Origin of the sequence: Pseudomonas sp. W3I7 (assembly GCF_030816095.1) — a bacterium.
GTDB classification, from domain to species: Bacteria; Pseudomonadota; Gammaproteobacteria; order Pseudomonadales; family Pseudomonadaceae; genus Aquipseudomonas; species Aquipseudomonas salomonii.
In genome coordinates this window covers 4,008,588-4,029,870 of sequence record NZ_JAUSXP010000001.1, presented here as the reverse complement: position 1 = coordinate 4,029,870, position 21,283 = coordinate 4,008,588, and the positions used below count along the sequence as shown (strand labels likewise).

General features: G+C 61.2%; 19 protein-coding genes and 4 pseudogenes. 13 read left to right on the top strand and 10 right to left on the bottom strand.

The annotated features are described in order from the left end of the window. Positions 1-62: 62 nt before the first annotated feature. Complete coding sequence (locus QF043_RS18525; protein ID WP_307419693.1) at positions 63-1,142, bottom strand: patatin-like phospholipase family protein; 1,080 nt, start codon at positions 1,140-1,142, stop codon at positions 63-65. A gap of 171 nt (positions 1,143-1,313) precedes the next feature. On the opposite strand from QF043_RS18525, the gene QF043_RS18520 reads away from it, so the two are divergent. From QF043_RS18520 to QF043_RS18510, 3 genes are read left to right on the top strand one after another with little or no spacing between them, the layout of a single operon-like run. Continuing rightward, positions 1,314-1,637 carry a PepSY domain-containing protein gene (locus tag QF043_RS18520; RefSeq protein WP_305459024.1) on the top strand — a complete coding sequence of 108 codons (324 nt, stop codon included), beginning with the start codon at positions 1,314-1,316 and terminating at the stop codon, positions 1,635-1,637. After that, positions 1,637-2,305, top strand: coding sequence for a response regulator transcription factor (locus QF043_RS18515; protein WP_307419691.1), 669 nt, complete (start codon positions 1,637-1,639; stop codon positions 2,303-2,305). The genes QF043_RS18520 and QF043_RS18515 overlap by 1 nt, the downstream gene beginning before the upstream one ends. Next, positions 2,302-3,615: a sensor histidine kinase gene (locus tag QF043_RS18510; protein WP_307419690.1), complete on the top strand. Its 1,314-nt coding sequence runs from the start codon at positions 2,302-2,304 to the stop codon at positions 3,613-3,615. The genes QF043_RS18515 and QF043_RS18510 overlap by 4 nt, the downstream gene beginning before the upstream one ends. 139 nt (positions 3,616-3,754) lie before the next feature. On the opposite strand, the pseudogene QF043_RS30830 reads toward QF043_RS18510, so the two are convergent. Both QF043_RS30830 and QF043_RS30825 read right to left on the bottom strand, forming a co-directional pair. Then, a pseudogene (locus tag QF043_RS30830) lies at positions 3,755-4,264 on the bottom strand (methyl-accepting chemotaxis protein); the annotation flags it as partial. A gap of 348 nt (positions 4,265-4,612) precedes the next feature. Continuing rightward, positions 4,613-4,759, bottom strand: a pseudogene (locus tag QF043_RS30825) (HAMP domain-containing protein); the annotation flags it as partial. Positions 4,760-6,234: 1,475 nt separating this feature from the next. Here QF043_RS30825 and QF043_RS18500 point away from each other — a divergent pair. The 3 genes and pseudogenes from QF043_RS18500 (at position 6,235) to QF043_RS30815 (ending at position 9,480) form a co-directional block, all read left to right on the top strand. Beyond that, positions 6,235-7,554: a Na+/H+ antiporter family protein gene (locus QF043_RS18500; RefSeq protein ID WP_307421442.1), complete on the top strand. Its 1,320-nt coding sequence runs from the start codon at positions 6,235-6,237 to the stop codon at positions 7,552-7,554. 246 nt (positions 7,555-7,800) lie between these two features. After that, positions 7,801-8,622 (top strand): annotated as a pseudogene (locus tag QF043_RS30820) (cache domain-containing protein); the annotation flags it as partial. 36 nt (positions 8,623-8,658) lie between these two features. Beyond that, entirely contained in the window at positions 8,659-9,480 is an 822-nt protein-coding gene (locus QF043_RS30815) for a methyl-accepting chemotaxis protein (RefSeq protein ID WP_373460783.1), read from the top strand. 65 nt (positions 9,481-9,545) lie between these two features. Here the strand turns inward: QF043_RS30815 and yegQ are convergent, their stop codons facing one another. Next, entirely contained in the window at positions 9,546-10,859 is a 1,314-nt protein-coding gene (yegQ, locus tag QF043_RS18490) for a tRNA 5-hydroxyuridine modification protein YegQ (RefSeq protein WP_307419687.1), read from the bottom strand. Positions 10,860-11,128: 269 nt separating this feature from the next. Between yegQ and QF043_RS18485 the strand changes: the two are divergent. After that, positions 11,129-11,572, top strand: a pseudogene (locus QF043_RS18485) (thioredoxin family protein); the annotation flags it as partial. Between the two features lie 93 nt (positions 11,573-11,665). After that, a complete protein-coding gene (locus QF043_RS18480; protein WP_065912354.1) occupies positions 11,666-12,733 on the top strand; it encodes an AI-2E family transporter in 1,068 nt (355 codons plus the stop codon). Between the two features lie 59 nt (positions 12,734-12,792). Here QF043_RS18480 and QF043_RS18475 read toward each other — a convergent pair whose 3' ends face one another. The 3 genes from QF043_RS18475 to QF043_RS18465 form a co-directional block, all read right to left on the bottom strand. Then, complete coding sequence (locus tag QF043_RS18475; protein WP_307419686.1) at positions 12,793-12,975, bottom strand: hypothetical protein; 183 nt, start codon at positions 12,973-12,975, stop codon at positions 12,793-12,795. A 91-nt stretch (positions 12,976-13,066) separates the two neighbouring features. Continuing rightward, positions 13,067-13,261: a hypothetical protein gene (locus tag QF043_RS18470; protein ID WP_010211349.1), complete on the bottom strand. Its 195-nt coding sequence runs from the start codon at positions 13,259-13,261 to the stop codon at positions 13,067-13,069. A gap of 256 nt (positions 13,262-13,517) precedes the next feature. Then, positions 13,518-13,871: a hypothetical protein gene (locus QF043_RS18465; RefSeq protein ID WP_017135284.1), complete on the bottom strand. Its 354-nt coding sequence runs from the start codon at positions 13,869-13,871 to the stop codon at positions 13,518-13,520. Positions 13,872-14,027: 156 nt separating this feature from the next. On the opposite strand from QF043_RS18465, the gene QF043_RS18460 reads away from it, so the two are divergent. Then, positions 14,028-14,846 (top strand): shikimate 5-dehydrogenase, encoded by an 819-nt coding sequence (locus tag QF043_RS18460; RefSeq protein ID WP_065912355.1) that lies wholly within the window; start codon positions 14,028-14,030, stop codon positions 14,844-14,846. Positions 14,847-14,966: 120 nt separating this feature from the next. Here the strand turns inward: QF043_RS18460 and QF043_RS18455 are convergent, their stop codons facing one another. Next, the gene (locus QF043_RS18455) at positions 14,967-15,617 is read right to left on the bottom strand and encodes a YceH family protein (protein ID WP_307419683.1); all 651 of its coding nucleotides are present in this window, start codon (positions 15,615-15,617) and stop codon (positions 14,967-14,969) included. A gap of 116 nt (positions 15,618-15,733) precedes the next feature. On the opposite strand from QF043_RS18455, the gene QF043_RS18450 reads away from it, so the two are divergent. Continuing rightward, a complete protein-coding gene (locus tag QF043_RS18450) occupies positions 15,734-16,243 on the top strand; it encodes a DUF1993 family protein (RefSeq protein WP_053255427.1) in 510 nt (169 codons plus the stop codon). 66 nt (positions 16,244-16,309) lie between these two features. On the opposite strand, the gene sstT is transcribed toward QF043_RS18450, so the two are convergent. After that, on the bottom strand, positions 16,310-17,530 hold the full coding sequence (gene sstT, locus QF043_RS18445) for a serine/threonine transporter SstT (protein ID WP_307419682.1): 1,221 nt from the start codon (positions 17,528-17,530) through the stop codon (positions 16,310-16,312). Between the two features lie 241 nt (positions 17,531-17,771). On the opposite strand from sstT, the gene QF043_RS18440 reads away from it, so the two are divergent. Continuing rightward, positions 17,772-18,926 carry an MFS transporter gene (locus QF043_RS18440; protein WP_307419681.1) on the top strand — a complete coding sequence of 385 codons (1,155 nt, stop codon included), beginning with the start codon at positions 17,772-17,774 and terminating at the stop codon, positions 18,924-18,926. Between the two features lie 246 nt (positions 18,927-19,172). Here QF043_RS18440 and nhaR read toward each other — a convergent pair whose 3' ends face one another. Further along, positions 19,173-20,075 carry a transcriptional activator NhaR gene (gene nhaR, locus QF043_RS18435; RefSeq protein ID WP_065912365.1) on the bottom strand — a complete coding sequence of 301 codons (903 nt, stop codon included), beginning with the start codon at positions 20,073-20,075 and terminating at the stop codon, positions 19,173-19,175. Positions 20,076-20,209: 134 nt separating this feature from the next. Between nhaR and QF043_RS18430 the strand changes: the two genes are divergently transcribed. Beyond that, positions 20,210-20,461: a hypothetical protein gene (locus QF043_RS18430; protein WP_307419680.1), complete on the top strand. Its 252-nt coding sequence runs from the start codon at positions 20,210-20,212 to the stop codon at positions 20,459-20,461. A 28-nt stretch (positions 20,462-20,489) separates the two neighbouring features. Further along, the gene (locus QF043_RS18425) at positions 20,490-21,239 is read left to right on the top strand and encodes a TerC family protein (protein ID WP_307419679.1); all 750 of its coding nucleotides are present in this window, start codon (positions 20,490-20,492) and stop codon (positions 21,237-21,239) included. Positions 21,240-21,283: the final 44 nt, after the last annotated feature.

The window sequence follows — 21,283 nt, the reverse complement described above, 5'->3', positions numbered from 1 at the left end:
GGCACGCATTCAGCGCGCCGGCTCAGCCGGATACAGCCCACTGTGAGCAGGCCGCTGGTACGTCAAAGTGCCTGCAGGTGCTCGCCCAATGTGCCGTTATCCGCCCACTGAAGAAACTCATCCCCCAGCCGTCGACTTTCGCTCATCGCGGTTTGCCAGTATTTGTTGCGGCTCGAGTCATCGCCCATAAAGCGCTTGAAGTCGCTGCGGTCCGGCAATTTGCCGTGGGGCAGGCGGGCCAGGTAGTCCCTGGAGGGCGCCAGTAGCAGCACATCCTGCAAGCCTTGTGGGTTACTGCGCCGCCACGGCAAGCCCTTGTCGAACCAGCCGGGGATCACCCGGTCGGTGAAGTGCGGGTACAGCACAATGTCGTCGCCGTGATAGGGCAGGTCGAGGTGATAGTCCAGCAGGCCACCGTCGCGGTAAGTGCCCGCGCCTGCGCCGGGCAGGTCGCGCACGCCTTGCATCACCATGGGGATGGAACCGGAGGCCAGCAGCGCCTGGCGCAGGTTGCCCAACTGCAGGTCGAGGAAGCGCGAGGGGAAGTCCGTCAGCGCATGTACCGGAGGGGGCTGGCGCGGGTCGTGGATGATCAACCGCTCAAAATGCCGCGACAGCCGCGCACGGCCACGCAGGTTGTCGGCAATCACCGACGACAGGCCCAGCCCCAGTCGCCCACGGTGGTCATCGGCGAGCAGGCCGTGGCTCTTGACCACCATGATATTCAGGCGATAGTCGGGGTTGTCCAGCACCCGCGCATCGCGGCCGGCCAGCAGGTCGTCGAGCATGCGCTGGCAGCTGCGGCTGACTTCGGCCATGGTCACGCCCTTGGCGAAGCGTTGTTCGTTATACAGGCGGCCGAGGTCCAGCAGGCCTTGCACCGGGTCGGGCAGGCACGCACTGGCAAACCGCCAGGAGCCGATGGACGCGCCGATCAGTGCGCGCTCACGCGGCGCGCGTGGCAGCCAATCGCCGAACAGCGCCAGGTCCAGGCCTTGAATGCCCAACGCCTTGGGGCCACCGGCCGCACCGGGTAGGATACCGACATCCGCCGGCGCAAGGCCTTGCTCGCGAATGCGTGTGAAAGCGCGTTTGCCGGCCTTGAGGGTCAGCGCGGGAAACTTGATGTGGATGGCAGTCATACAGGTCTCGGTTGCAGCGAACAGGCAATATAAGAGAAATCTTGCAGCGGTGGGTAAGGTTGCCGATTGAAAATTGCCATGGTGGCAATTCAGTTTCAGTTAAGTTGTCACGGGTACCGTGGTGGCTCATGTCCCTCATCGGGCCGCCCTCAAGGAACATCAGGATACGTAATGAAGGTAAATCTACGCGCGGGCAGGCTAGCAGCGCTGGTAATGCTTCTAAGCAGCGCAAGCCTGTCGGCCCATGACCTCGGGCAGGATGAAGCCCTGCGCCTGCGTCAGGAGGGCGTCATCGCGCCGCTGGAAGAGTTGCTGGGGCCGGCGCTGGAGCGTTACCCGGGCGCCAAGCTGCTGGACGCCGAACTTGAGGAACACAAGGATAGGCCGGTGCGCTATATCTACGAAATCGAACTGTTGACCGTCGAAGGCGTGGTGCGCGAAATCGAGCTGGACGCCAGTACCGGTAAGCTGCTCAAAGATAAGGAAGACGACTGATGCGCCTGCTCCTGGTAGAAGACAACGTACCGCTGGCTGACGAATTGCTGGCTGGCCTGCAGCGCCAGGGCTACGCGGTCGACTGGCTGGCCGACGGACGCGATGCCGCGTATCAAGGCCGCAGCGAACCCTACGACCTGATCATCCTCGACCTTGGCTTGCCGGGCCTGCCGGGTCTGGAGGTGCTGGCGCAATGGCGCGCGGCGGCCTTGGCCACACCCGTGCTGGTGCTGACCGCACGCGATTCCTGGGCCGAGCGTATCGAAGGTCTTAAGGCCGGCGCCGACGATTACTTGAGCAAACCCTTTCACCCCGAAGAACTCTACCTGCGCATCCAGGCGCTGTTGCGCCGTTCCCACGGCCAGGCCAACCAGCCGACGCTGCAAGCCGCCGGCTTGCACCTGGATGAAGGGCGCCAGTGTGTGTTGCGCGATGGCGACGAGATCCAACTGACCGCCGCCGAATTCCGCCTGCTGCGCTACTTCATGTTGCACCCGGAACAGATCCTGTCGAAAAGCCACTTGGCCGAGCATTTGTATGACGGCGAGACCGAGCGCGACTCCAATGTGCTGGAAGTGCACGTCAACCACCTGCGCCGCAAACTGGGGCGCAATGTGATTGAAACCCGGCGTGGCCAGGGTTACCGGTTTGGCGCCGCCCCGGCATGAGGTCGATTCAGCGGCGCCTGAGCCTGGGGCTGATCAGCGTCATGGTAGTGGTCGGCGTGGTGCTGGCGCAGACCAGCTTGTGGTTGTTCGAGGCCGGTTTGCAGCGCTACCTGGAAGCCGGGCTGCGCAACGACAGCGAGAACCTGCTGACAGCGCTGGTGCGTGGGCCCGAGGGTGTTCAGTTGGATGAGCAGCGCCTGTCACCGGCCTACCAACGGCCGTTTTCCGGGCATTATTTTCGCATTGATTTTGCCGACGTTCACTGGCGCTCCCGCTCGTTGTGGGACCAGGAACTGCCGCGCCTGACTGAACCTGGGCTCAAGGGCAACCTGCAACTGGGGCCGGAACGCCAGCAACTGCTGGTGTTGCGTTCGGACTACAAGCGTTTCGGGCAGTTGATTTCCATCAGCGTGGCCCAGGACTACACGCCCGTGCGCGAAAGCTTTCGCCTGATGCGCCAGATTGGCCTGATCATTGGTTTGGCGGCGCTGTTGCTGGTGCTGATCCTGCAACGGGTCACCGTGCGTCGTGCCTTGCGCCCACTGGAGACGGCACGCAACCAGATTGCCCAGCTGCAACAGGGTCGGCGCTCGCAACTCGATACCCAAGTGCCGCTGGAACTGGAGCCGCTGGTGGCGCAGATCAACCATCTGCTGGCCCATACCGAAGACAGCCTCAAGCGCTCACGCAATGCCTTGGGCAACCTTGGCCATGCGCTGAAAACCCCGTTGGCGGTGCTGTTGAGTGCGGCCTCCAGTGAAGCGCTCAAGGATCATCCCGAACTCGGCAAACTGCTGCGCGAGCAGCTCGATCAAGTGCAGCAACGCCTCAACCGCGAACTCAACCGCGCCCGCCTGGCCGGCGAAACCCTGCCCGGCGCGCTGTTCGACTGTGAAAAAGAATTGCCCGGCTTGCTGGCCACCTTGAGCATGATCCACGGTGAGCACCTGGATTTGAGCTACCACGTCGACCCCGGCCTGCAATTGCCCTGGGACCGCGAAGACCTGCTGGAGCTGCTCGGCAACTTGCTGGATAACGCCTGCAAATGGGCGGACGCCGACGTGCGTTTGACGCTCAGCGAAACCCCGCGCAGCTTTCTGCTGGCCGTCGAAGACGACGGCCCCGGCATTCCGCAGGCCCAGCGTGAGCAAGTGCTCAGCCGCGGTGCGCGCCTGGATGAGCAGATTGACGGCCATGGCCTGGGGCTGGGGATCGTGCGGGACATCGTCGAGGTGTGGGGGGGGACGTTGCAGTTGCAGGACAGCGAACTGGGCGGGCTCAAGGTGTTGATCGAATTACCCAAACGATAACGCCGAACAAACTGTGGGAGCGGGCGTGCTCGCGATTGCTGTGTGTCAGTCAATGCATTCTTCGGCTGGTCCACCGCATTCGCGAGCAAGCCCGCTCCCACATTGGATCTCCTTAAAGGTCAGATCCTTTGCACGTCACTTACACCCGAAACTGATCCATCAACCCCTGCTGCTGATTCGCCAGGCTGTTCAACGCCTGGCTCACCCGTGCCGACTCATTGGCCTGCTCCGACAGCGATTCAGTCACATCCCGAATCGTCGCCACATTGCTGTTGATCTCTTCGGCCACGGCGCTTTGCTGTTCGGCGGCGCTGGCGATCTGCAGGTTCATGTCGCTGATCACCGTGACCGCTTCGCCTATCTGGCGCAGGGCGGTAACCGCCTGGCCAACCTGCTCGACACTGCCCTGGGCCTGGCGATAGCTGTTGCCCATGGAGCCGACCACGTCGGTGGTGCCGCTTTGCAGGTGCTCGATCACCAGGCGGGTTTCTTCTACCGACTCCTGGGTGCGCTGCGCCAGGTTGCGTACTTCGTCGGCGACCACCGCAAAGCCACGGCCAGCCTCGCCGGCGCGGGCGGCTTCGATCGCGGCGTTGAGTGCCAGCAGGTTGGTTTGCTCGGCGATGCCACGGATCACTTCCAGCACCGAACCGATCTTCTCGCTATTGGCCGCCAAGCCTTCGACCTGGGCCATGGCGGTGCTCATGTCCGCCGCCAGGTTGCCGATGTTGGTGGTGGTGCGGTCGATCACACTCAAACCGTCGCGGGTGGCCTGGTCGGCATCGCGCGCAGCGTGTGCCGCCTGGGCAGCGCTGCGGGCCACGTCCTGGGCGGTGGCGCTCATTTCGTGGGAAGCGGTGGCCACTTGATCGACCTGGCGGTACTGCTGCTCCATGCCGGCGCTGGTTTGCGTGGCGATCGCGGCGGACTGGTCGGCAGTGCCACGGGCGTCCTGCACCGAGCGTTTCACTTGGGCAATGATCGGTTGCAGCTTGTCGAGGAAGCGGTTGAACCAGCCGGCCAACTCGCCCAGTTCATCCTGTTTGGCATAGGCCAGGCGGCGGGTGAGGTCGCCTTCACCGCTGGCAATGTCTTCAAGCATGCGCGCCACGCCAAGGATCGGCCGGGTGACGCTGCGGGCCATCAGCCACACAAGCACTAAGCCAACCACGGCCGCCAGCAGGCCCAGGCTCAACTCCAGCAGCGTGCCACGGGCGTTGTCCGCGTCCAACTGTGCCTTGAGTGTTTCGGCGGGGCCGACCAGGACTTTTTCCGGCACATCCAGCAACACGCCCCACGGCTTGCCGCCGGGAATCGGCGCGAAGGGCGCCAGCACCTTGAGTTGGTGACCGGTACGCAGGCTGCTGGTCTGGGGGGTACTGGCCAGCACGCTGATCAATTGCGCGCCGCTGGTGGTGTCGACCTGATCCAGGCGCTGGCTGAGTTTGCCGGCGTCCGGGCTGTAGCCGGCGAGCAAACCGGTGGGGCTGAGGATGCTGACCTGGGTCTGGCCGTCATACAGCTTCTGGCTGGCCTGTTGGCTCACGGCCTGCAAGCTGTTGAGGTTGATGTCCACCGACAGCGAGGCGATGACTTTGCCGTTGACCATCAGCGGGAAGACGATGCTGGTCATCAGCACGTTTTGCCCGTCGATCACGTAAAAGTAGGGTTCGATCACGCAGGGTTTCAGGGTGGTGCGTGGGCAGGTGAACCAGGCGTTGGCTTTTTCGCCGCTGGGGCCGACGCTGACGTCGGCCATGTCGCTTTCGGGCAGCGACATGGAGGTGAGTTTGCCCGGCGTGGGCTGCGACCAGTAGAGGGCGAAGCGGCCCTTGTCGTTGCTGCCCAGTTCTGCCTGATTGGCGAACAACTCGTCCTTGCCGTCCAGCGCATTGGCTTCAAACACCAGTGACAGGCCGAGCAGATCGGGGTTGGCCTGCAAGGCGGCCTTGACCTGGCGGGTCAGGTCTTCGCGGGTGTCGAAGGCGTCGAGGAAGCGTTTTTCGGCTTGTTCGCGCAAAAACAGCACCTGGCGCGAAAAACCATGGCCGTACTGATAGGCGTCCATGAATTGCTGGCGAATGCCCAGCGCCTGCACTTCACCTTGGGCCTCGATTCGTGCCTGGGCGGATGCGTCGAGCATCTGCATGCTGGACGCTTTGACCTGCTGTGAACTCTGCTCCATGCGAAACAGCGACAGACCCACCAGCAGGGTCACGATCCCCAGCAGGCACAAGCCCGCGAGCAGGGTGATTTTCCATTGAATGGAGAGCTGTCTAAGCGACATCGGGACATCCTTACCTGAAAACACAGAGAGACCCGTTTATCGGCTGTTCCGGATATTTCTTTATTCAAACGTTCAATTTAAAGCTGCTTTTGTGGCGAGGGAGCTTGCTCCCGTTCGACTGCGAAGCAGGCGCCCGGGTCGCGATTTTCGCGGCTGCTGCGCAGCCCAGCGGGAGCAAGCTCCCTCGCCACAGTTTTTGACATGCACGCCCACCTGCGGCAAAGTGCGCGCCCTCTAATAAGACCTCTTTAAGCCTGCACACGGACGCCACCTGATGGCCGCCCGGTGGCGGGCCTGTCTGTCTTTTATGTTTTTTGCTTGAGGTAACCATGATTAACGCAGTCATCGCCGCGGTCGGCACCATGCTGGTGCTCAGTTTGTCCCGCGTGCATGTGGTCATCGCCATCATCGTCGGCGCGCTGGTCGGTGGCTTGACCGGCGGGTTGGGCATCGAGGCCACGCTCAAGGCCTTTAACGGTGGCTTGGGCGGCGGCGCGACCGTGGCGTTGTCCTACGCCTTGCTCGGCGCGTTCGCGGTGGCGATTGCCAAGTCCGGCCTGGCTCACGCGCTGGCGGACAAGGCGCTGCTGCTGGTCGATCGCCAGGAAGCCACCGGCGGCAGCCATGTCAAATGGCTGCTGATCGGCCTGTTGTGGGGGGTGGCGATTGCTTCGCAGAATATTCTGCCGATCCATATCGCGTTTATCCCGCTGCTGGTACCGCCTCTGCTTTACGTGCTGACCAAGCTGCAACTGGATCGTCGCCTGATCGCCTGCGTAATGACCTTCGGCTTGATCACGCCCTACATGTTCCTGCCGGTGGGCTTCGGCAATATCTTCCTTAATCAGATCCTGCTGGCCAACGTGGCCAAGAGCGGCGTGGACATCAGCCAGGTCAACGTCACTCACGCGATGGGGTTGCCGGCGTTGGGCATGGTGGTCGGCCTGCTGGTGGCGGTGTTTATCAGCTACCGCAAAAAGCGCGTGTATGACCTGGAAAAAATCGAGCGCGTCGAGCAAGTGGCGGTGCAATACAACCCGCTGACCCTGCTGGTGGCCGGCCTGGCAATTGCCTCGGCGTTTATCATTCAGCTGTGGCTGGACTCGATGATCATCGGCGCCCTGGCTGGGTTTCTGATCTTCTCGGTGTCGGGCATTGTGCGCTGGCGCGACACCGACGACCTGTTCACCGAAGGCATGAAGATGATGGCGATGATCGGCTTCATCATGATCGCCTCTTCGGGGTTTGCCGAGGTGCTCAAGGCTACCGGTGACGTGCGTTCACTGGTGGAAGCCTCGGCGGCATTCATCGGGCATAGCCGCGGGGTGGGTGCGTTGCTGATGTTGCTGGTGGGGCTGTTGGTGACCATGGGCATTGGTTCGTCATTTTCTACGGTGCCGATTCTGGCGGCGATTTTTGTGCCGTTGTGTGTGCAACTGGGCTTCAGTCCGTTGGCGATTGTGTGCATCGTGGGTACGGCGGGTGCATTGGGCGATGCCGGTTCGCCAGCGTCGGACTCCACGCTCGGCCCGACTTCCGGCCTGAATATCGACGGCCAGCATCACCATATCTGGGACACCGTGGTGCCGACCTTTCTGCACTACAACCTTCCGTTGCTGGCGTTTGGCTGGATTGCTGCGATGACCCTCTAGTGTCTGGAACAGGTTCAATTGTGGCGAGCAGGCTTGCCCTGCGTTGGAGCGCGAAGCGGTCCTGAATCCAGACACCTCGATCTACCTGGCGTGTTACGGCGCCTGAAAAGGGGGCTGCTACGCAGCCCAGCGCAGGGCAAGCCTGCTCGCCACAACAGACCAGTCTCCACCACGTTGCGGTGTCCTACAGATATTTCGCCACTGGCCGTTAACCTCTCAAGTCGCCACGAATAAGAGAGAAAAGCCATGCGTCTGAGTTTGAAGGCCAAAGTCCTGTCCCTGGCCGTCGTGCCGGTGTTGTTGTTTGCCGTGGTCATCAGCCTGACCACGGTGTGGATCCTGCAGGGCCAGGCGCGCAATGAGGTGGACGAAACCCGCCAGCGCCTGCTCAATGACGCCAAGGCCACCCTGCAAGGGTATGTGGAAGTGGCGATGACCACCATCAAGCCGCTCTACGACGCGGCCGCCCCGGGCGACACGGCGGCGCGGGCCCAGGTGGTCAAGTTGCTGTCCAACACGGCCTACGGCAAGGACGGCTACTTCTTCGGCTACGACTCCGAGACCATCCGCCTGTTCAAGGGCAACAGCCCCGACGGCGTGGGCAAGAGTTTCAAGGACAACCGTGACCCCAACGGTGTCTACGTCAACCGCGATCTGGTCAAGGTCGGCAAGGACGGCACCCACTACCTGCAATACAGCTCGACCCAGCCCGGCCAGACCGAGCTGGTGCCCAAGCTTGGCTACACCGAGTACCTGCCCAAGTGGGACATGGTGATTGGTACGTCGGTGAACCTCGATGGCATCGAAGCCCAGGTGGCGGTGGTCGAGGCCAAGGTCGAAAAACGCATGGAAGGTGTGCTGCTGAGCATCCTCGGCGTGGCGGTGGTGGTGCTGTTGGTGATTGCTGCGGTAGGCATGCTGGTGGCCAATACCATCTTGCGCCCACTGAACCTGATGAAAGCCAACCTTGACGATATCGCCGCGGGCGAGGGCGACTTGACCCGCCGCCTGGCCATCACCAGCCAGGATGAGCTGGGGCAATTGGCCGGCGCGTTCAACCGCTTCGTCGACAAGATCCACGGCCTGGTGCGTCAGATCACCGAAATGACCGCGCAACTTACTGGGCTGGTCAGCCAGGTGTCCGAGCAGGCCCAGCGCTCGGAAACCGCCATGGAACGCCAGCGTCACGAGACCGATCAGGTGGCGACTGCGATCAACCAAATGTCCTCGGCGGCCCAAGAAGTGGCACGCAGCGCGCAAGGCGCCGCCGTCGCCGCGCAACAGACCGACGCCGAAGGCCAGGCCGCCAAGCGGGTGGTGGACGGCAGCATCGCGCAGATCCATGCACTGGTGAATGACATTCGCAGCAGCGGCGTGTCCCTCGACAGCTTGCAGCAGGACGTGTCGTCGATTGTCAGCGTGCTCGGCGTGATCCGCTCGATTGCCGAGCAGACCAACCTGCTGGCCCTCAACGCCGCCATCGAAGCCGCACGCGCAGGCGAAGCCGGGCGTGGTTTTGCGGTGGTCGCCGACGAAGTGCGTGCGCTGGCCAGCCGCACGCAAACCAGCACTCAGGAAATCCAGGGCATGATCGACCGCCTGCAAAAAGGCACGGTTGCCGCCGTGGATGCCATGCGCCGCTCTAGCGATGCCGGTGATGGCACCTCGGCTCAGGCCAACCAAGCCGGTGCGTCGCTGGACACCATGGCGCAGTTGATCGGCACCATCAACTCGATGAACGCGCAAATCGCCAGCGCCGCCGAAGAGCAGACCGCCGTGGCCGAAGAGATCAACCGCAGCGTGCATCAGATTGCCGTGGCGGTCGACAGCGTGGCCGATGAAACCCAGTTGGGCGCACAAACCTCGCGCAGCCTGGCGGACCTGGGCCAGCGCCTGGGGCAGTTGGTGGGTCAGTTCAGGATCTGATCAACCCTGGCCTCAGCGTATGTTTGCCTGGCGCTGATACGCATAGGCCTGTCACCGCCCCTGCGTTAGACGTCACGCATCAGCAGGCCGAAGCGCAGGTCCATGTCGCTCGGCAGTGGCACATACACCGTGTGCCCATCCCCGGGCGCCACTTGTATTGCCTCGCCCTTGGCGTTGTGCAGGTTGGCGAGGTCAAAGTGAAAGTTGCCGGCCGGTGTCATCAATTCCAGATGATTGCCCACGGCAAAGCGGTTCTTCACCTTGACCTCGGCCAGCTCACCCCGGCGCTCGCCGGTCAATTCGCCGACAAACTGCTGGCGCTCCGACACCGAGCTGCCGTTCTGGTAGTTCTGGTATTCGTCGTGTACATGGCGACGCAGGAAACCTTCGGTGTAGCCACGCTGGGCCAGGGACTCAAGATTGGTCATCAGGTTGCGGTCAAACGCACGGCCCGCCACCGCATCGTCAATGGCCTGGCGATACACCTGGGTGGTGCGCGCGCAATAGAAGTGGGACTTGGTGCGGCCCTCGATCTTCAGCGAATGCACGCCCATCTGCGTCAGGCGCTCCACGTGCTGCACGGCGCGCAGGTCCTTGGCGTTCATGATGTAAGTGCCGTGTTCGTCTTCGAAGGCGGGCATCTGCGCATCCGGGCGGTTGGCTTCTTGCAGCAAAAACACCTGGTCGGTCGGCGCACCGATGCCCAAGGTCGGTTCACAGTGCTGGACGATATCGCCCGTGGCGTTCTCCACCGCCGGCGTGGCCGAGTATTTCCAGCGGCACGCGTTGGTGCAGGTGCCTTGGTTGGCATCGCGCTTGTTCATATAGCCGGACAACAAGCAGCGCCCGGAATAGGCCATGCACAGGGCGCCATGCACAAACACTTCCAGCTCCATGGCGGGCACCTGTTGGCGGATTTCGCCGATTTCTTCCAGTGACAACTCTCGCGACAGAATCACCCGGCCGATACCTTGCTGCTGCCAGAACTCGACGCTGGCCCAGTTCACTGTATTGGCCTGCACCGACAAGTGAATCGGCATGCACGGGAAGTGACGGCGTACCAGCATGATCAAGCCCGGGTCGGACATGATCAGCGCGTCCGGGCCCATGGCGATCACCGGGGCCAAATCCTTGAGGAAGGTCTTGAGCTTGGCATTGTGCGGGGCAATGTTGACCACCACGTAGAAACGCTTGCCCAGTGCATGCGCCTCCTGGATGCCGAGCGCGAGGTTGGCGTGGTCGAACTCGTTGTTGCGCACCCGCAGGCTGTAGCGCGGCTGGCCGGCGTAGACCGCATCGGCGCCGTAGGCGAAGGCATAACGCATGTTTTTCAGGGTGCCGGCGGGGGCGAGCAGTTCGGGGGCAATCACGGGGGGCATGGGCTCAGGTCGCAAAAGGTCGGGAGGGTAAGGGAGCTGGCCTGAGCTTTTATTGATCCAGGTCGGGCTTTTGCCGGGTTTGTATCGCCGTGTATCGGTGGCTGCTGCCCGACACAGGCGAGACACCTCGCAGGGTTCCAATAGGCACTCTGCGACTCGACAAGGTAATCACCATGCGACCTATCACGTTCCTGTTTGGCATGCTGCTGCTGGCTTTTGCCCTGACCGCCAGTTGGGTAGCCAGTGGCGAGAGCAAACACCCTGACGCCGCCATGCCCTCACTGGCAGGGGCGGTCGAATGGCTTAATTCGCCGCCCCTGAGCCTTGAAGCGCTCAAAGGCAAAGTGGTGCTGGTGGATTTCTGGACCTATGACTGCATCAACTGCCGGCGCGCGCTGCCCTACGTCAATACCTGGGCCAAACGCTATGAACAGGACGGTTTGGTGGTGATTGGCGTGCACACCCCCGAATACGCGTTCGAGCACATCCCGGCCAATGTCAAAGAGCAGGTGCGCAAGCTGGGCATCGGCTACCGGGTGGCCATCGACAATAACTACGCGATCTGGCGCAGCTTCGACAACCAGGTTTGGCCGGCCCACTACCTGATCGATGCCAAGGGGCACGTGCGTTACAGCCACTTCGGCGAGGGGCGCTACGACGCTCAGGAGCAGGCGATCCAGGCGCTGTTGACCGAGGCCAAGGCGATTCAATAAGGCGGTCTATGCTTGAAGGGCACTCCCAGGTTTTGCCGCGGACTAAGCAACAGGGCCGCTGAAGGCCCTCTGCTTTTCTGACATGGACCGGACATGAACCAAACCAACCTTCAATTCAAAACCCTGCTGTTATTGCTGGTCCTGGTGACCATCGCCTTTATCTGGATATTGCTGCCGTTCTACGGCGCGGTGTTCTGGGCGGTTATCCTTGGCATCATCTTCGCCCCGATGCAGCGGCGCCTGCAGCAACGCTTCAGCTGGAACCGCAACCTGACATCGCTGGCGACGCTGACGGTGTGCCTGGTGATTGCGATTCTGCCGGTGATCATCACCAGCGTGCTGCTGGTGCAAGAGGGCGCCACCCTCTACAAAAATATCGAAAGCGGTAAGTTGGACGTGGCGGGCTATATCGAACAGTTCAAGAACTTCCTGCCGCCGTACTTCCAGCACCTGCTCGACCGCTTCGGCATGGGCAACCTGGAGGGCCTGCGGGAAAAGATCGTCAAGAGCGCGATGCAGGGCAGCCAGTTCTTTGCCACCCAGGCGTTCAGCTTCGGCCAGGGCACGTTTGATTTCCTGGTGAGCTTTTTCATCATGCTGTACCTGTTGTTTTTCTTGCTGCGTGACGGCCCGGAACTGGTGCGCAAAGTGCGTACGGCGGTGCCGTTGGCCGAGCCGCAAAAGCGCCGGTTGCAACTCAAGTTCAATCGGGTGGTGCGCGCCACGGTCAAGGGCAACGTGCTGGTCGCCGTGACCCAGGGTGCGCTGGGCGGTTTGATCTTCTGGTTCCTGGACATTCCCAGCGCGTTGCTCTGGGCGGTATTGATGGCGTTTCTGTCGTTGTTGCCGGCGGTCGGCGCAGGGATTGTATGGGGGCCGGTGGCGGCCTACTTCCTGTTGAGCGGCTCGATCTGGCAGGGCGTGGTACTGGGCTTGTTCGGCGTGTTCGTGATCGGGCTGGTGGACAACGTATTGCGCCCGATCCTGGTGGGCAAAGACACCAAGATGCCGGATTACCTGATCCTGATCTCGACCTTGGGCGGCCTGTCAGTGTTTGGCTTGAATGGCTTTGTGATCGGGCCGCTGGTGGCGGCGCTGTTTATGTCCAGCTGGGCGTTGTTCGTCGAAAGCAAGCCGCGGGTCAAGCTGCCATTGCCCTAGGTTTCCGGTGTGAGGTTTCAGGTGTGAGTTTTCTGACGTGAGTTTTCAGGCCTGAAGCTTCACGCATGGAGCCTGAAGTTCGACACCTGCTGTTGCTCTTGTTGCGCAGCGGACAGCGAGGTGAGCGGGCCGCTGATGGTTTCGCCATCGCGCACCACATACCAGCAGGCCAACACCCCAAGCTCCCGGAGTGGGGCGGGGACGGCACTGCCGACAACGGACATGATTTGAACAGTGGACATAGGGACCTCCAATGGCTATGGGGGTCACCTTACGGGCTGATAGCGCGTAGGAAAAATCACCCATCTCGATAGTCAACATTAACGCCAGGCGTCAATCGACCACTTGGTCGAGCATGTTCACCACTTCCTGTTCGCTGAGCAGGCCTTTGCGCACCAGGTTTTCTGCCAGCAGCGCGAGAAATTTTGCGCTGCGGTGGCCCTCAAGGTGCTTGAGTTCGGTGAGTGCGCTGTAAACCTTGCTGGACGTGCACAGGCCAGCGGTGCGGTGCGGGTTTTGCGTGGGCATGTTCAGTCGTCCTTAATTGTTATTGGGTGGACCGCTTGATAGTGAGACCGTTGGGTGACGTAAACATGACAGCGCAGGCCCAGGTCTTGCAAGTGGACATTTGACCGTCATGATGTGGGATTGCGGCTCGAGCATTGTCCTCATAGCGACCTTGGCATGATAAAACCGGGCTTTTCAGGCAAAGCTCAGGCAAAACCCAGGCAAAAAAAGACCCCGCGTGTGGGCGAGGTCTGTTCATTTCCAGCGTGACTGCGTATTACCAGCCGCGGCCATAATAACCGTGGGGAGGGCCGTAGTAGCCGCGCGGTGGGCCGTAATAGACCGGCGCCGGGCGGTAGTAAACCCGCTGTTGCACATACACCGGCGGTGGTGGTGCGTAGTAGACCGGCGGCGGCGCGGCATACACCGGTTGCGGCTGCACATACACCGGTTGCTGCACGTAGACCGGCTGGGATTGGCTGGCAACTACGGAGCCGACAACGGCTGCGCCGATCAAACCACCCAATATGGCCGGGCCACCCCAACCACCACCGTGGGCGGAGGCTTGGCCTGCCATAGCGAGTGCGCCGATAAGCAAGGCGATTTTGGGGATTTTACGAATCATGGTCATTCCTCGGTTAGCCCCTGCGCTTGTGGTCTGCAATCAATAGACTCAAGGATTGTCGCGGGGATACTTTTAAGACAACGTATTTCTGAAAAACAGCACCGCCGCTAGGTAAAGGTTGTGTAAGGTCTGTACCGATTTGCTTACTCAAAGGAGTTTTCCATGCAGATGCACCCCAACAAGGACACCCAACTGTGCATGTCATTGTCGGCGCGTCCCGGGAATTTTGGCTTGCGATTTCACAACCATCTGTACGAACAACTGGGGCTGAATTTCTACTATAAAGCCTTCAGCAGCCAGGATTTGCCCGGTGCGATCGGCGGAATCCGGGCGCTGGGAATCCGTGGTTGCGGGGTGTCCATGCCGTTCAAGGAAGCCAGCATCGCCCTGGTGGATGAGCTGGACGCTTCAGTCAAGGCCATCACCTCCCTCAACACCATCGTCAACACCGACGGCCATCTCAAGGCCTACAACACCGACTACATTGCGGTGGAACAATTGTTGAAAAAGCATGCGGTGCCTAAAGACTCGACCTTTGCCCTGCGTGGCAGCGGCGGTATGGGCAAGGCGGTGGCCAGTGCCCTGCGTGACGGTGGTTATGCCAACGGCGTGATTGTGGCGCGCAATGAAGCAGCGGGCCGGGCGTTGGCGCAAAGCCTGGGGTATGAGTGGCGAGCAGAACTGGGCGAGTTGCGCCCGCAGATGCTGGTCAACGTGACGCCGATCGGCATGACCGGCGGGGCAGAAGCGGACCAGTTGGCCTTTGACGCCGACGCTGTGGACGCTGCTGAGACTGTGTTCGATGTGGTGGCGATCCCCGCGGAAACGCCGTTGATCCTGCGCGGGCGTGCCCAAGGCAAACGGGTGATTACCGGGTTGGAAGTGATCGCGATCCAGGCGTTGGAGCAGTTTGTGTTGTACACCGGTGTGCGGCCGACGCAAGAGCAATTTGAGGCGGCGGTGGCCTTTGCCCGAACCTAAAGCGCTGCGCAGATCCAAATGTGGGAGCGGGCTTGCCCGCGATGAGGGCGTGTCAGCCGCCTTATACATCACTGACCCACCGTAATCGCGGGCAAGCCCGCTCCCACATTTTTAATCCAATTAAGCCTGTTCCAGCTGGGCCAGGCGCTCTTCCAGCGCTGCAATCCTGGCTTCAAGCTCCTCAATACGCTCCACCGAAACCCCGCCGGCCGAACGCTCCACCGGGCTTGCGCGTGCCGCGATAATCGCCTCAATATCCGCCGGATCCCCCAACGCATGGGTATAGCGGTCTTCCCGTTGCCCCGCCTGGCGCGGCACCAGCACCGCCAGCCCGCGTGCAATCAGGCGTTCGAGCTGGTGCACGACCTGTTCGGCGTCTTCAAAATCATGCATGCGCCCGCTACGGGTCAGCAGTTCGTTGACGGTCTGTGGCCCACGCAAAAACAGCAGCCCGATCAAAATCACCTGGGCCGGCACCAGCTCCAGCGCCTTGTCCACCCGGTGCTCCCAGCGGTCGGCGCGGCTGCCCATGACCAGGCGGGTAAAACCCTGGCCCTCGAGCACCCGCAGGCTCTGGCCGACCTGGCCCTGGCTCAAGTTGGTCACAGGTTCCCGGCTGGTCTTCTGGTTGCAGGCCAGCACCAGCGCATTGAGCGTGAGCGGATAGGTTTCCGGGTTGGTCGCCTGTTTTTCGATCAGGCAGCCCAGGATGCGGATTTCCGTGCTGTTCAGGCGTGGCTCAGCAGTGTCGGTGTCGTGCTCGGCAGTCATCGCGCTTTCCCTATGCAGTGAAGCTCACTAGCCTAATCCTGAAAAAATAAAAGACAAGCCGCAGGCATGGCTATAATCGCCGCTGGTTCAAACCCTGCCATTACCGTGAGACTGTCATGACTATTTCCCTGTACGCCGCTTCCATCCCGGTTTTCAAGCAAATGCTCAACGCCCTGAGCGATGTACTGAACAAAGCCGAAGCCCACGCCACCGCCAAGAACATCGAACCCAACGCCTTGCTGCAAGCGCGTCTGTTCCCGGACATGTTCCAGCTGGTGCGCCAGGTGCAGATCGCCGTCGACTTCGCCAAGGGTGTTTCCGCGCGCCTGGCCGAAATCGAAGTACCGAAGTACGAAGACAGCGAAGTGACCTTCGCCGACCTGCAAGCGCTGATCGCCAAGGTGCTGGCATTTGTCGACACCATCAAGCCTGAGCAAATCGACGGCAAGGAAGGCATCGAAATCATCACCCGCCCAGGCACGCCGAAAGAGAAGCGCTTCAGCGGCCAGTCCTACCTGCTGACCTACGGCCTGCCGCAGTTCTTCTTCCACGTCACCACGGCTTACGCTTTGCTGCGCCATAACGGTGTGGAAGTGGGCAAGCGCGATTACATGGGCGCTTTCTAAGCATCCAGATACAAAAAAGCCCGGGGTCGTTCTTGTGAACGCCCCGGGCTTTTTTACGCCTTATGTTTAAGCCGTTTGCTCTTCCTTGCCCAGGCAAGCGGCTGCCGTGAACAGCACATCGGTGGACGAGTTGAGCGCGGTTTCCGCCGAATCCTGCAGCACACCGATGATGAAGCCCACGGCCACCACCTGCATGGCGATCTCGCTGGGAATGCCGAACAGGCTGCACGCCAAGGGAATCAGCAGCAACGAGCCACCGGCCACACCCGACGCGCCGCAGGCGCATACCGCCGCGACTACACTGAGCAGCACGGCGGTTGGCATGTCCACGGCAATACCGAGCGTGTGCACGGCGGCCAGGGTCAACACGGTGATGGTAATCGCCGCGCCGGCCATATTGATGGTGGCGCCCAGCGGGATCGACACCGAATAGGTGTCTTCATGCAGGCCCAGGCGTTTGCTCAGCGCCAGGTTCACCGGGATATTCGCCGCCGAACTGCGCGTGAAGAACGCGGTGATGCCGCTTTCGCGCAAGCACATCAGCACCAGCGGATAAGGATTGCGGCGCAGCTTCCAGAACACGATGGCCGGGTTGATCACCAGCGCGACGAACAGCATGCAGCCGATCAGCACCACCAGCAGGTGGGCATAACCGAGCAGGGCGCCGAAACCTGAGGTGGCCAGGGTCGAGGCCACCAGGCCGAAGATGCCCAGCGGCGCAAAGCGGATGACCACGCGCACGATCAAAGTGACGCCGTTGGACAGGTCGTCCAGCACCGTGCGAGTGGTAACACCTGCATGGCGAATCGCGATGCCCATGCCGATGGCCCAGGCCAGAATGCCGATGAAGTTGGCATTCATCAGCGCGCTTACGGGGTTATCCACCACGCTCAGCAGCAGGCTTTGCAGCACTTCGCCGATGCCACCGGGGGCGCTGACGGTGGCGTCATGGGTGGCCAGCACCAAAGACGACGGGAACAGCATGCTGGCAACCACCGCGACGACGGCAGCGGCAAAGGTGCCGAGCAGGTACAGGAACAGGATTGGCTTGATATGGGTTTCCTGGCCATGTTTATGGTTGGCGATAGACGCCATGACCAATACAAACACCAGAATCGGTGCAACGGCTTTCAGCGCGGCGACAAACACCTTGCCGATAAACCCGGTGGCACGTGCCGCCTCGGGCAAGAACAGGGCGAGCAGGATACCGGCCAGCAGGCCGATGACAATTTGGGTGACCAGGCTGACGCGCATCAGTCGTTGCAGCAGGGAAGGGGCAGCAGTCATAAACAGTTGTCTCTAGTTTTTTTAGTAGGACGCAGCATTGCAGGCAGATAGCGCCGTAGGAAGCAGGCCCAAAGTCTAACATGCTGTAGGAAGCGTCCCATTCGGTGCGGCATTCCGTCACCCGCACCTGTAGGGTTTGGCCAGGCCAAGACCTATTCTGTTAAGATTGCCGCCTCTCATCTTTCCTCTCTGTCAGCGAGCCCTTCGGGCTGTCGTTGATGTCGTCGTTTCTGGAGTTTTCATGTTGTTCCCTATCCTGCTGCTGTCGGCCGCCGGTTTTACCGTGCTGACCACAGAATTCATCATTGTCGGGCTGCTGCCGTCGATCGCCCGCGACCTGAACGTCAGTGTGTCCCAGGCCGGGTTACTGGTGACGTTGTTCGCGTTTACCGTGGCGGCGTTCGGACCGTTCCTGACGGCATACTTCGCTCGGTTCCAGCGCAAGCGCCTGTTTATCTGCATCCTGATCATGTTTGCGCTGGCTAATACCGTGGCGGCATTGGCGCCGAATATCTGGGTGATGGCCTTGGCGCGCTTGATTCCGGCGTTGGGCTTGCCGGTGTTTTGGGCCTTGTCGAGTGAAACGGCGGTGGATATCGTCGGGCCGGAATTTGCCGGTCGGGCCATTGAAAAAATCGGTTTCGGGATTGTCTGCGCCACGGTGTTCGGCATTCCGGTAGGCACCTTGATTTCCGATATGTTCGGCTGGCGCACCGCGTTTGCCATTCTCGCCGTGGTCGCCTTGGCCAAGGCCTTGCTGCTGTTTATCTACCTGCCGGTGACCACACCCAAGAACGATCAGGTGAGCCTGCGCTCGCAGTTCAAGATCCTGCGCAGCCCGTTGATGCAGGGCCATATCCTGCTGTCGATCCTGGTGTTCAGCGGGATGTTTACCGCATACACCTACCTGGCGGACATCCTCGAACGCCTGGCCGGCTTCGACGGCACGCTGGTGGGTTGGTGCCTGATGGGCTTTGGCGCGGTGGGCCTGATCGGCAACGCCCTTGGCGGGCGTGCGGTGGACCGTCACCCGCTGATTGCGTCCATGGTGTTCTGCGGGTTCATGATCGCCGGCATGGTCGCGGTGGTCCCGGCGATTCACTCCAGCATTGGCCTGGCAGCGGCGATGGCGGTGTGGGGCGTGACCCAGGCGGCGATGTTTCTGGTCAGCCATGTGCGCCTGATGAAAGCCGCGCCCCATGCCCCGGCGTTTGCCGCGTCATTGAACATCGCCGGAGCCAATCTGGGGATTGGCCTGGGGGCCATGGTGGGTGGGCATGTGATTGACACCCTGGGGCTTGCCAGCCTGGGCTTTGCGGCGTCCGGGTTTATCCTGGTGTCGATTTTGCTGGCGCTGTGGTTGATGACCGCGAAACCTCTGGCTGCCCGCGTCTGAGCCCTGTGGGAGCGGGCTTGCTCGCGAAGAGGGAGTGTCAGTCACTGGATATATTGACTGGCCCACTGCATTCGCGAGCAAGTCGAAGCGTCGGACCGCCGCTCCCACATTGGACCTGTGGTGGGCGTAGGATTCAGGTCAGGAGCGCCAGTTCGGGAGCTGGCTTGCCTGCGATGACACTATGCAGTTCGCTGCATTCGGTAACTGACAGACCTTCTTCAGAGCAAACCTGCTCCCACCTTGCCGTCAGGGCAGGGCGGTAAAAAGCTCGCGCCGCGCCCCTTCGGTAATCGCCACGATGCCGGGGTGCTTGATCTTGCGTTCCACCGAGATCGCGTAGAACGACTCGGTGACCGCATCGGTCTGGCCGATCAGCGCCACGCCATATTGGCGCACCACCTCATCGGCAATCACGCTGGGGGCGATAAATATCCCGCTGCCCGACTGCCCGAACGCCTGCATCAACGCGCTGTCGTCGAACTCACCGATGATCCTCGGCTGGATCTGCTGCTCGGCAAACCAGCGCTGCAAGCGGCTGCGCACCACCGTTTCCGCACCCGGAATCAATAACGGCGCGCCCTGCAGGCAGTGTGGGAAATCGCCGCCGTATTGGTCAGCCAACGCCTGAGTGGCAAAAAAGCTGATGCCGCACTCCCCGAGTTTCTGGCTGTAGCCTTTGATGTCCAAATGCGTGGGCATCGGGCTGTCGGAGATCACCAGGTCCAGGCGCTGGATCGCCAGGTCGGCCAATAACCGTTCGAGTTTGTCTTCACGGCAGGTGATGCGCATCGGCTCGCTCAGCTCCATGGTCGGCGCGATCAGCCGGTAAACGATGGATTTGGGCACCACATCCGCGACCCCGACCCGAAACAGGATCTGCTGTTCGTCGGGTGCTGCGCGCAACATGGCTTCCAGTTCGTTACCGGTCTGGAACATCTGCTCGGCGTAGGGCAGGGCCCGTCGCCCGGCTTCGGTGAGTTCCAATTGGCGACCCACGCGTTGAAACAGCGCGATACCAAAGGTCTGCTCCAGCAGGCTGATCTGGCCGCTGATGGTCTGGGGCGTGAGGTTCAGCTGCTCACAGGCGCGCACAATACTGCCGGTCTTAGCCACCACCCAGAAGTAATGCAACTGACGATAATTGAGCATGGCGGTCTACACTTCGTAAAAATCGAAGTATACGTGAGAAAAATACGAATTTTACTGAACTGTTCAGCTGCATAGAATGCCTCGCTATCGAGGGGCCACTATTTGGACCCAATGGTTCTAACGAGGAATACATGATGAAACTCAATTCCCTGGGCGCGGCGTCCGTGCTTGCGCTTTCATTGGTGATGATCAGCGGCTGCGATCAAGTCGAAAAGGGCGCGCAGCAGGTGCTGGGCAAAGCCACCGAATCGGCCAAACAAGCCATCGATGACACCCACAAGGCCGCCGAGCAGGCATTGAGTGAAGCGACCCAAGGTTTGATCCAGCCTGAAAAAAAGGCTGAGCAGGCCGAAAAACAATCTGAAACCGAGCGTAAAGAAGCTTAATTTCCCAGCACAACGTCAGGACTGACCTATGGACTACCTTTTACAACTGGCCGCCAGCCCGACCGCCTGGGTCGCACTGGCCACCTTGATCGTCATGGAAATCGTGCTGGGCATCGACAACCTGATCTTCATCTCGATCCTCACCAACAAGCTGCCCGAAAAACACCGGGCTAAAGCGCGGCGTATCGGCATCAGCATGGCGTTGATCCTGCGTCTGGGCCTGTTGAGCACCATCGCGTTTATCGTGCAGTTGACCACGCCGGTGTTCGAGATCTTCGGTCAGGCGTTCTCCTGGAAAGACATGATCCTGATTGCCGGTGGCCTGTTCCTGGTGTGGAAGGCCACCACCGAGATCCACCACAGCATGGATCCGGAGCCCGAGGAAAAGGCCTCCGTCAGCAACACCGTGGCCATCGGCTTTGCCGCCGCGATTGGGCAGATCCTGTTGCTCGACTTGGTGTTCTCCATCGACAGCATCATTACCGCCGTGGGCATGACCGAGCACTTGCCGATCATGATCATCGCCGTCGTCGTCTCGGTGATCGTGATGCTGGTGGCGGCTGAACCGTTGGCCAAGTTCATCAACGACAACCCGACCGTGGTGATGCTGGCCCTGGGCTTCTTGATCATGATCGGCATGACGCTGATCGCCGAAGGCTTCGGTGCCCATGTGCCAAAAGGCTACGTGTATGCGGCCATGGCGTTCTCGGCGGCGATCGAATGCCTGAACATTGCCCGGCGTAACCGCCACAAGCGTTTGCTCGCTGCCCGCCAGTAAGCGTTGAACCCAAAAGCCGGCTGCGCTCACAAGAGCCCAGCCGG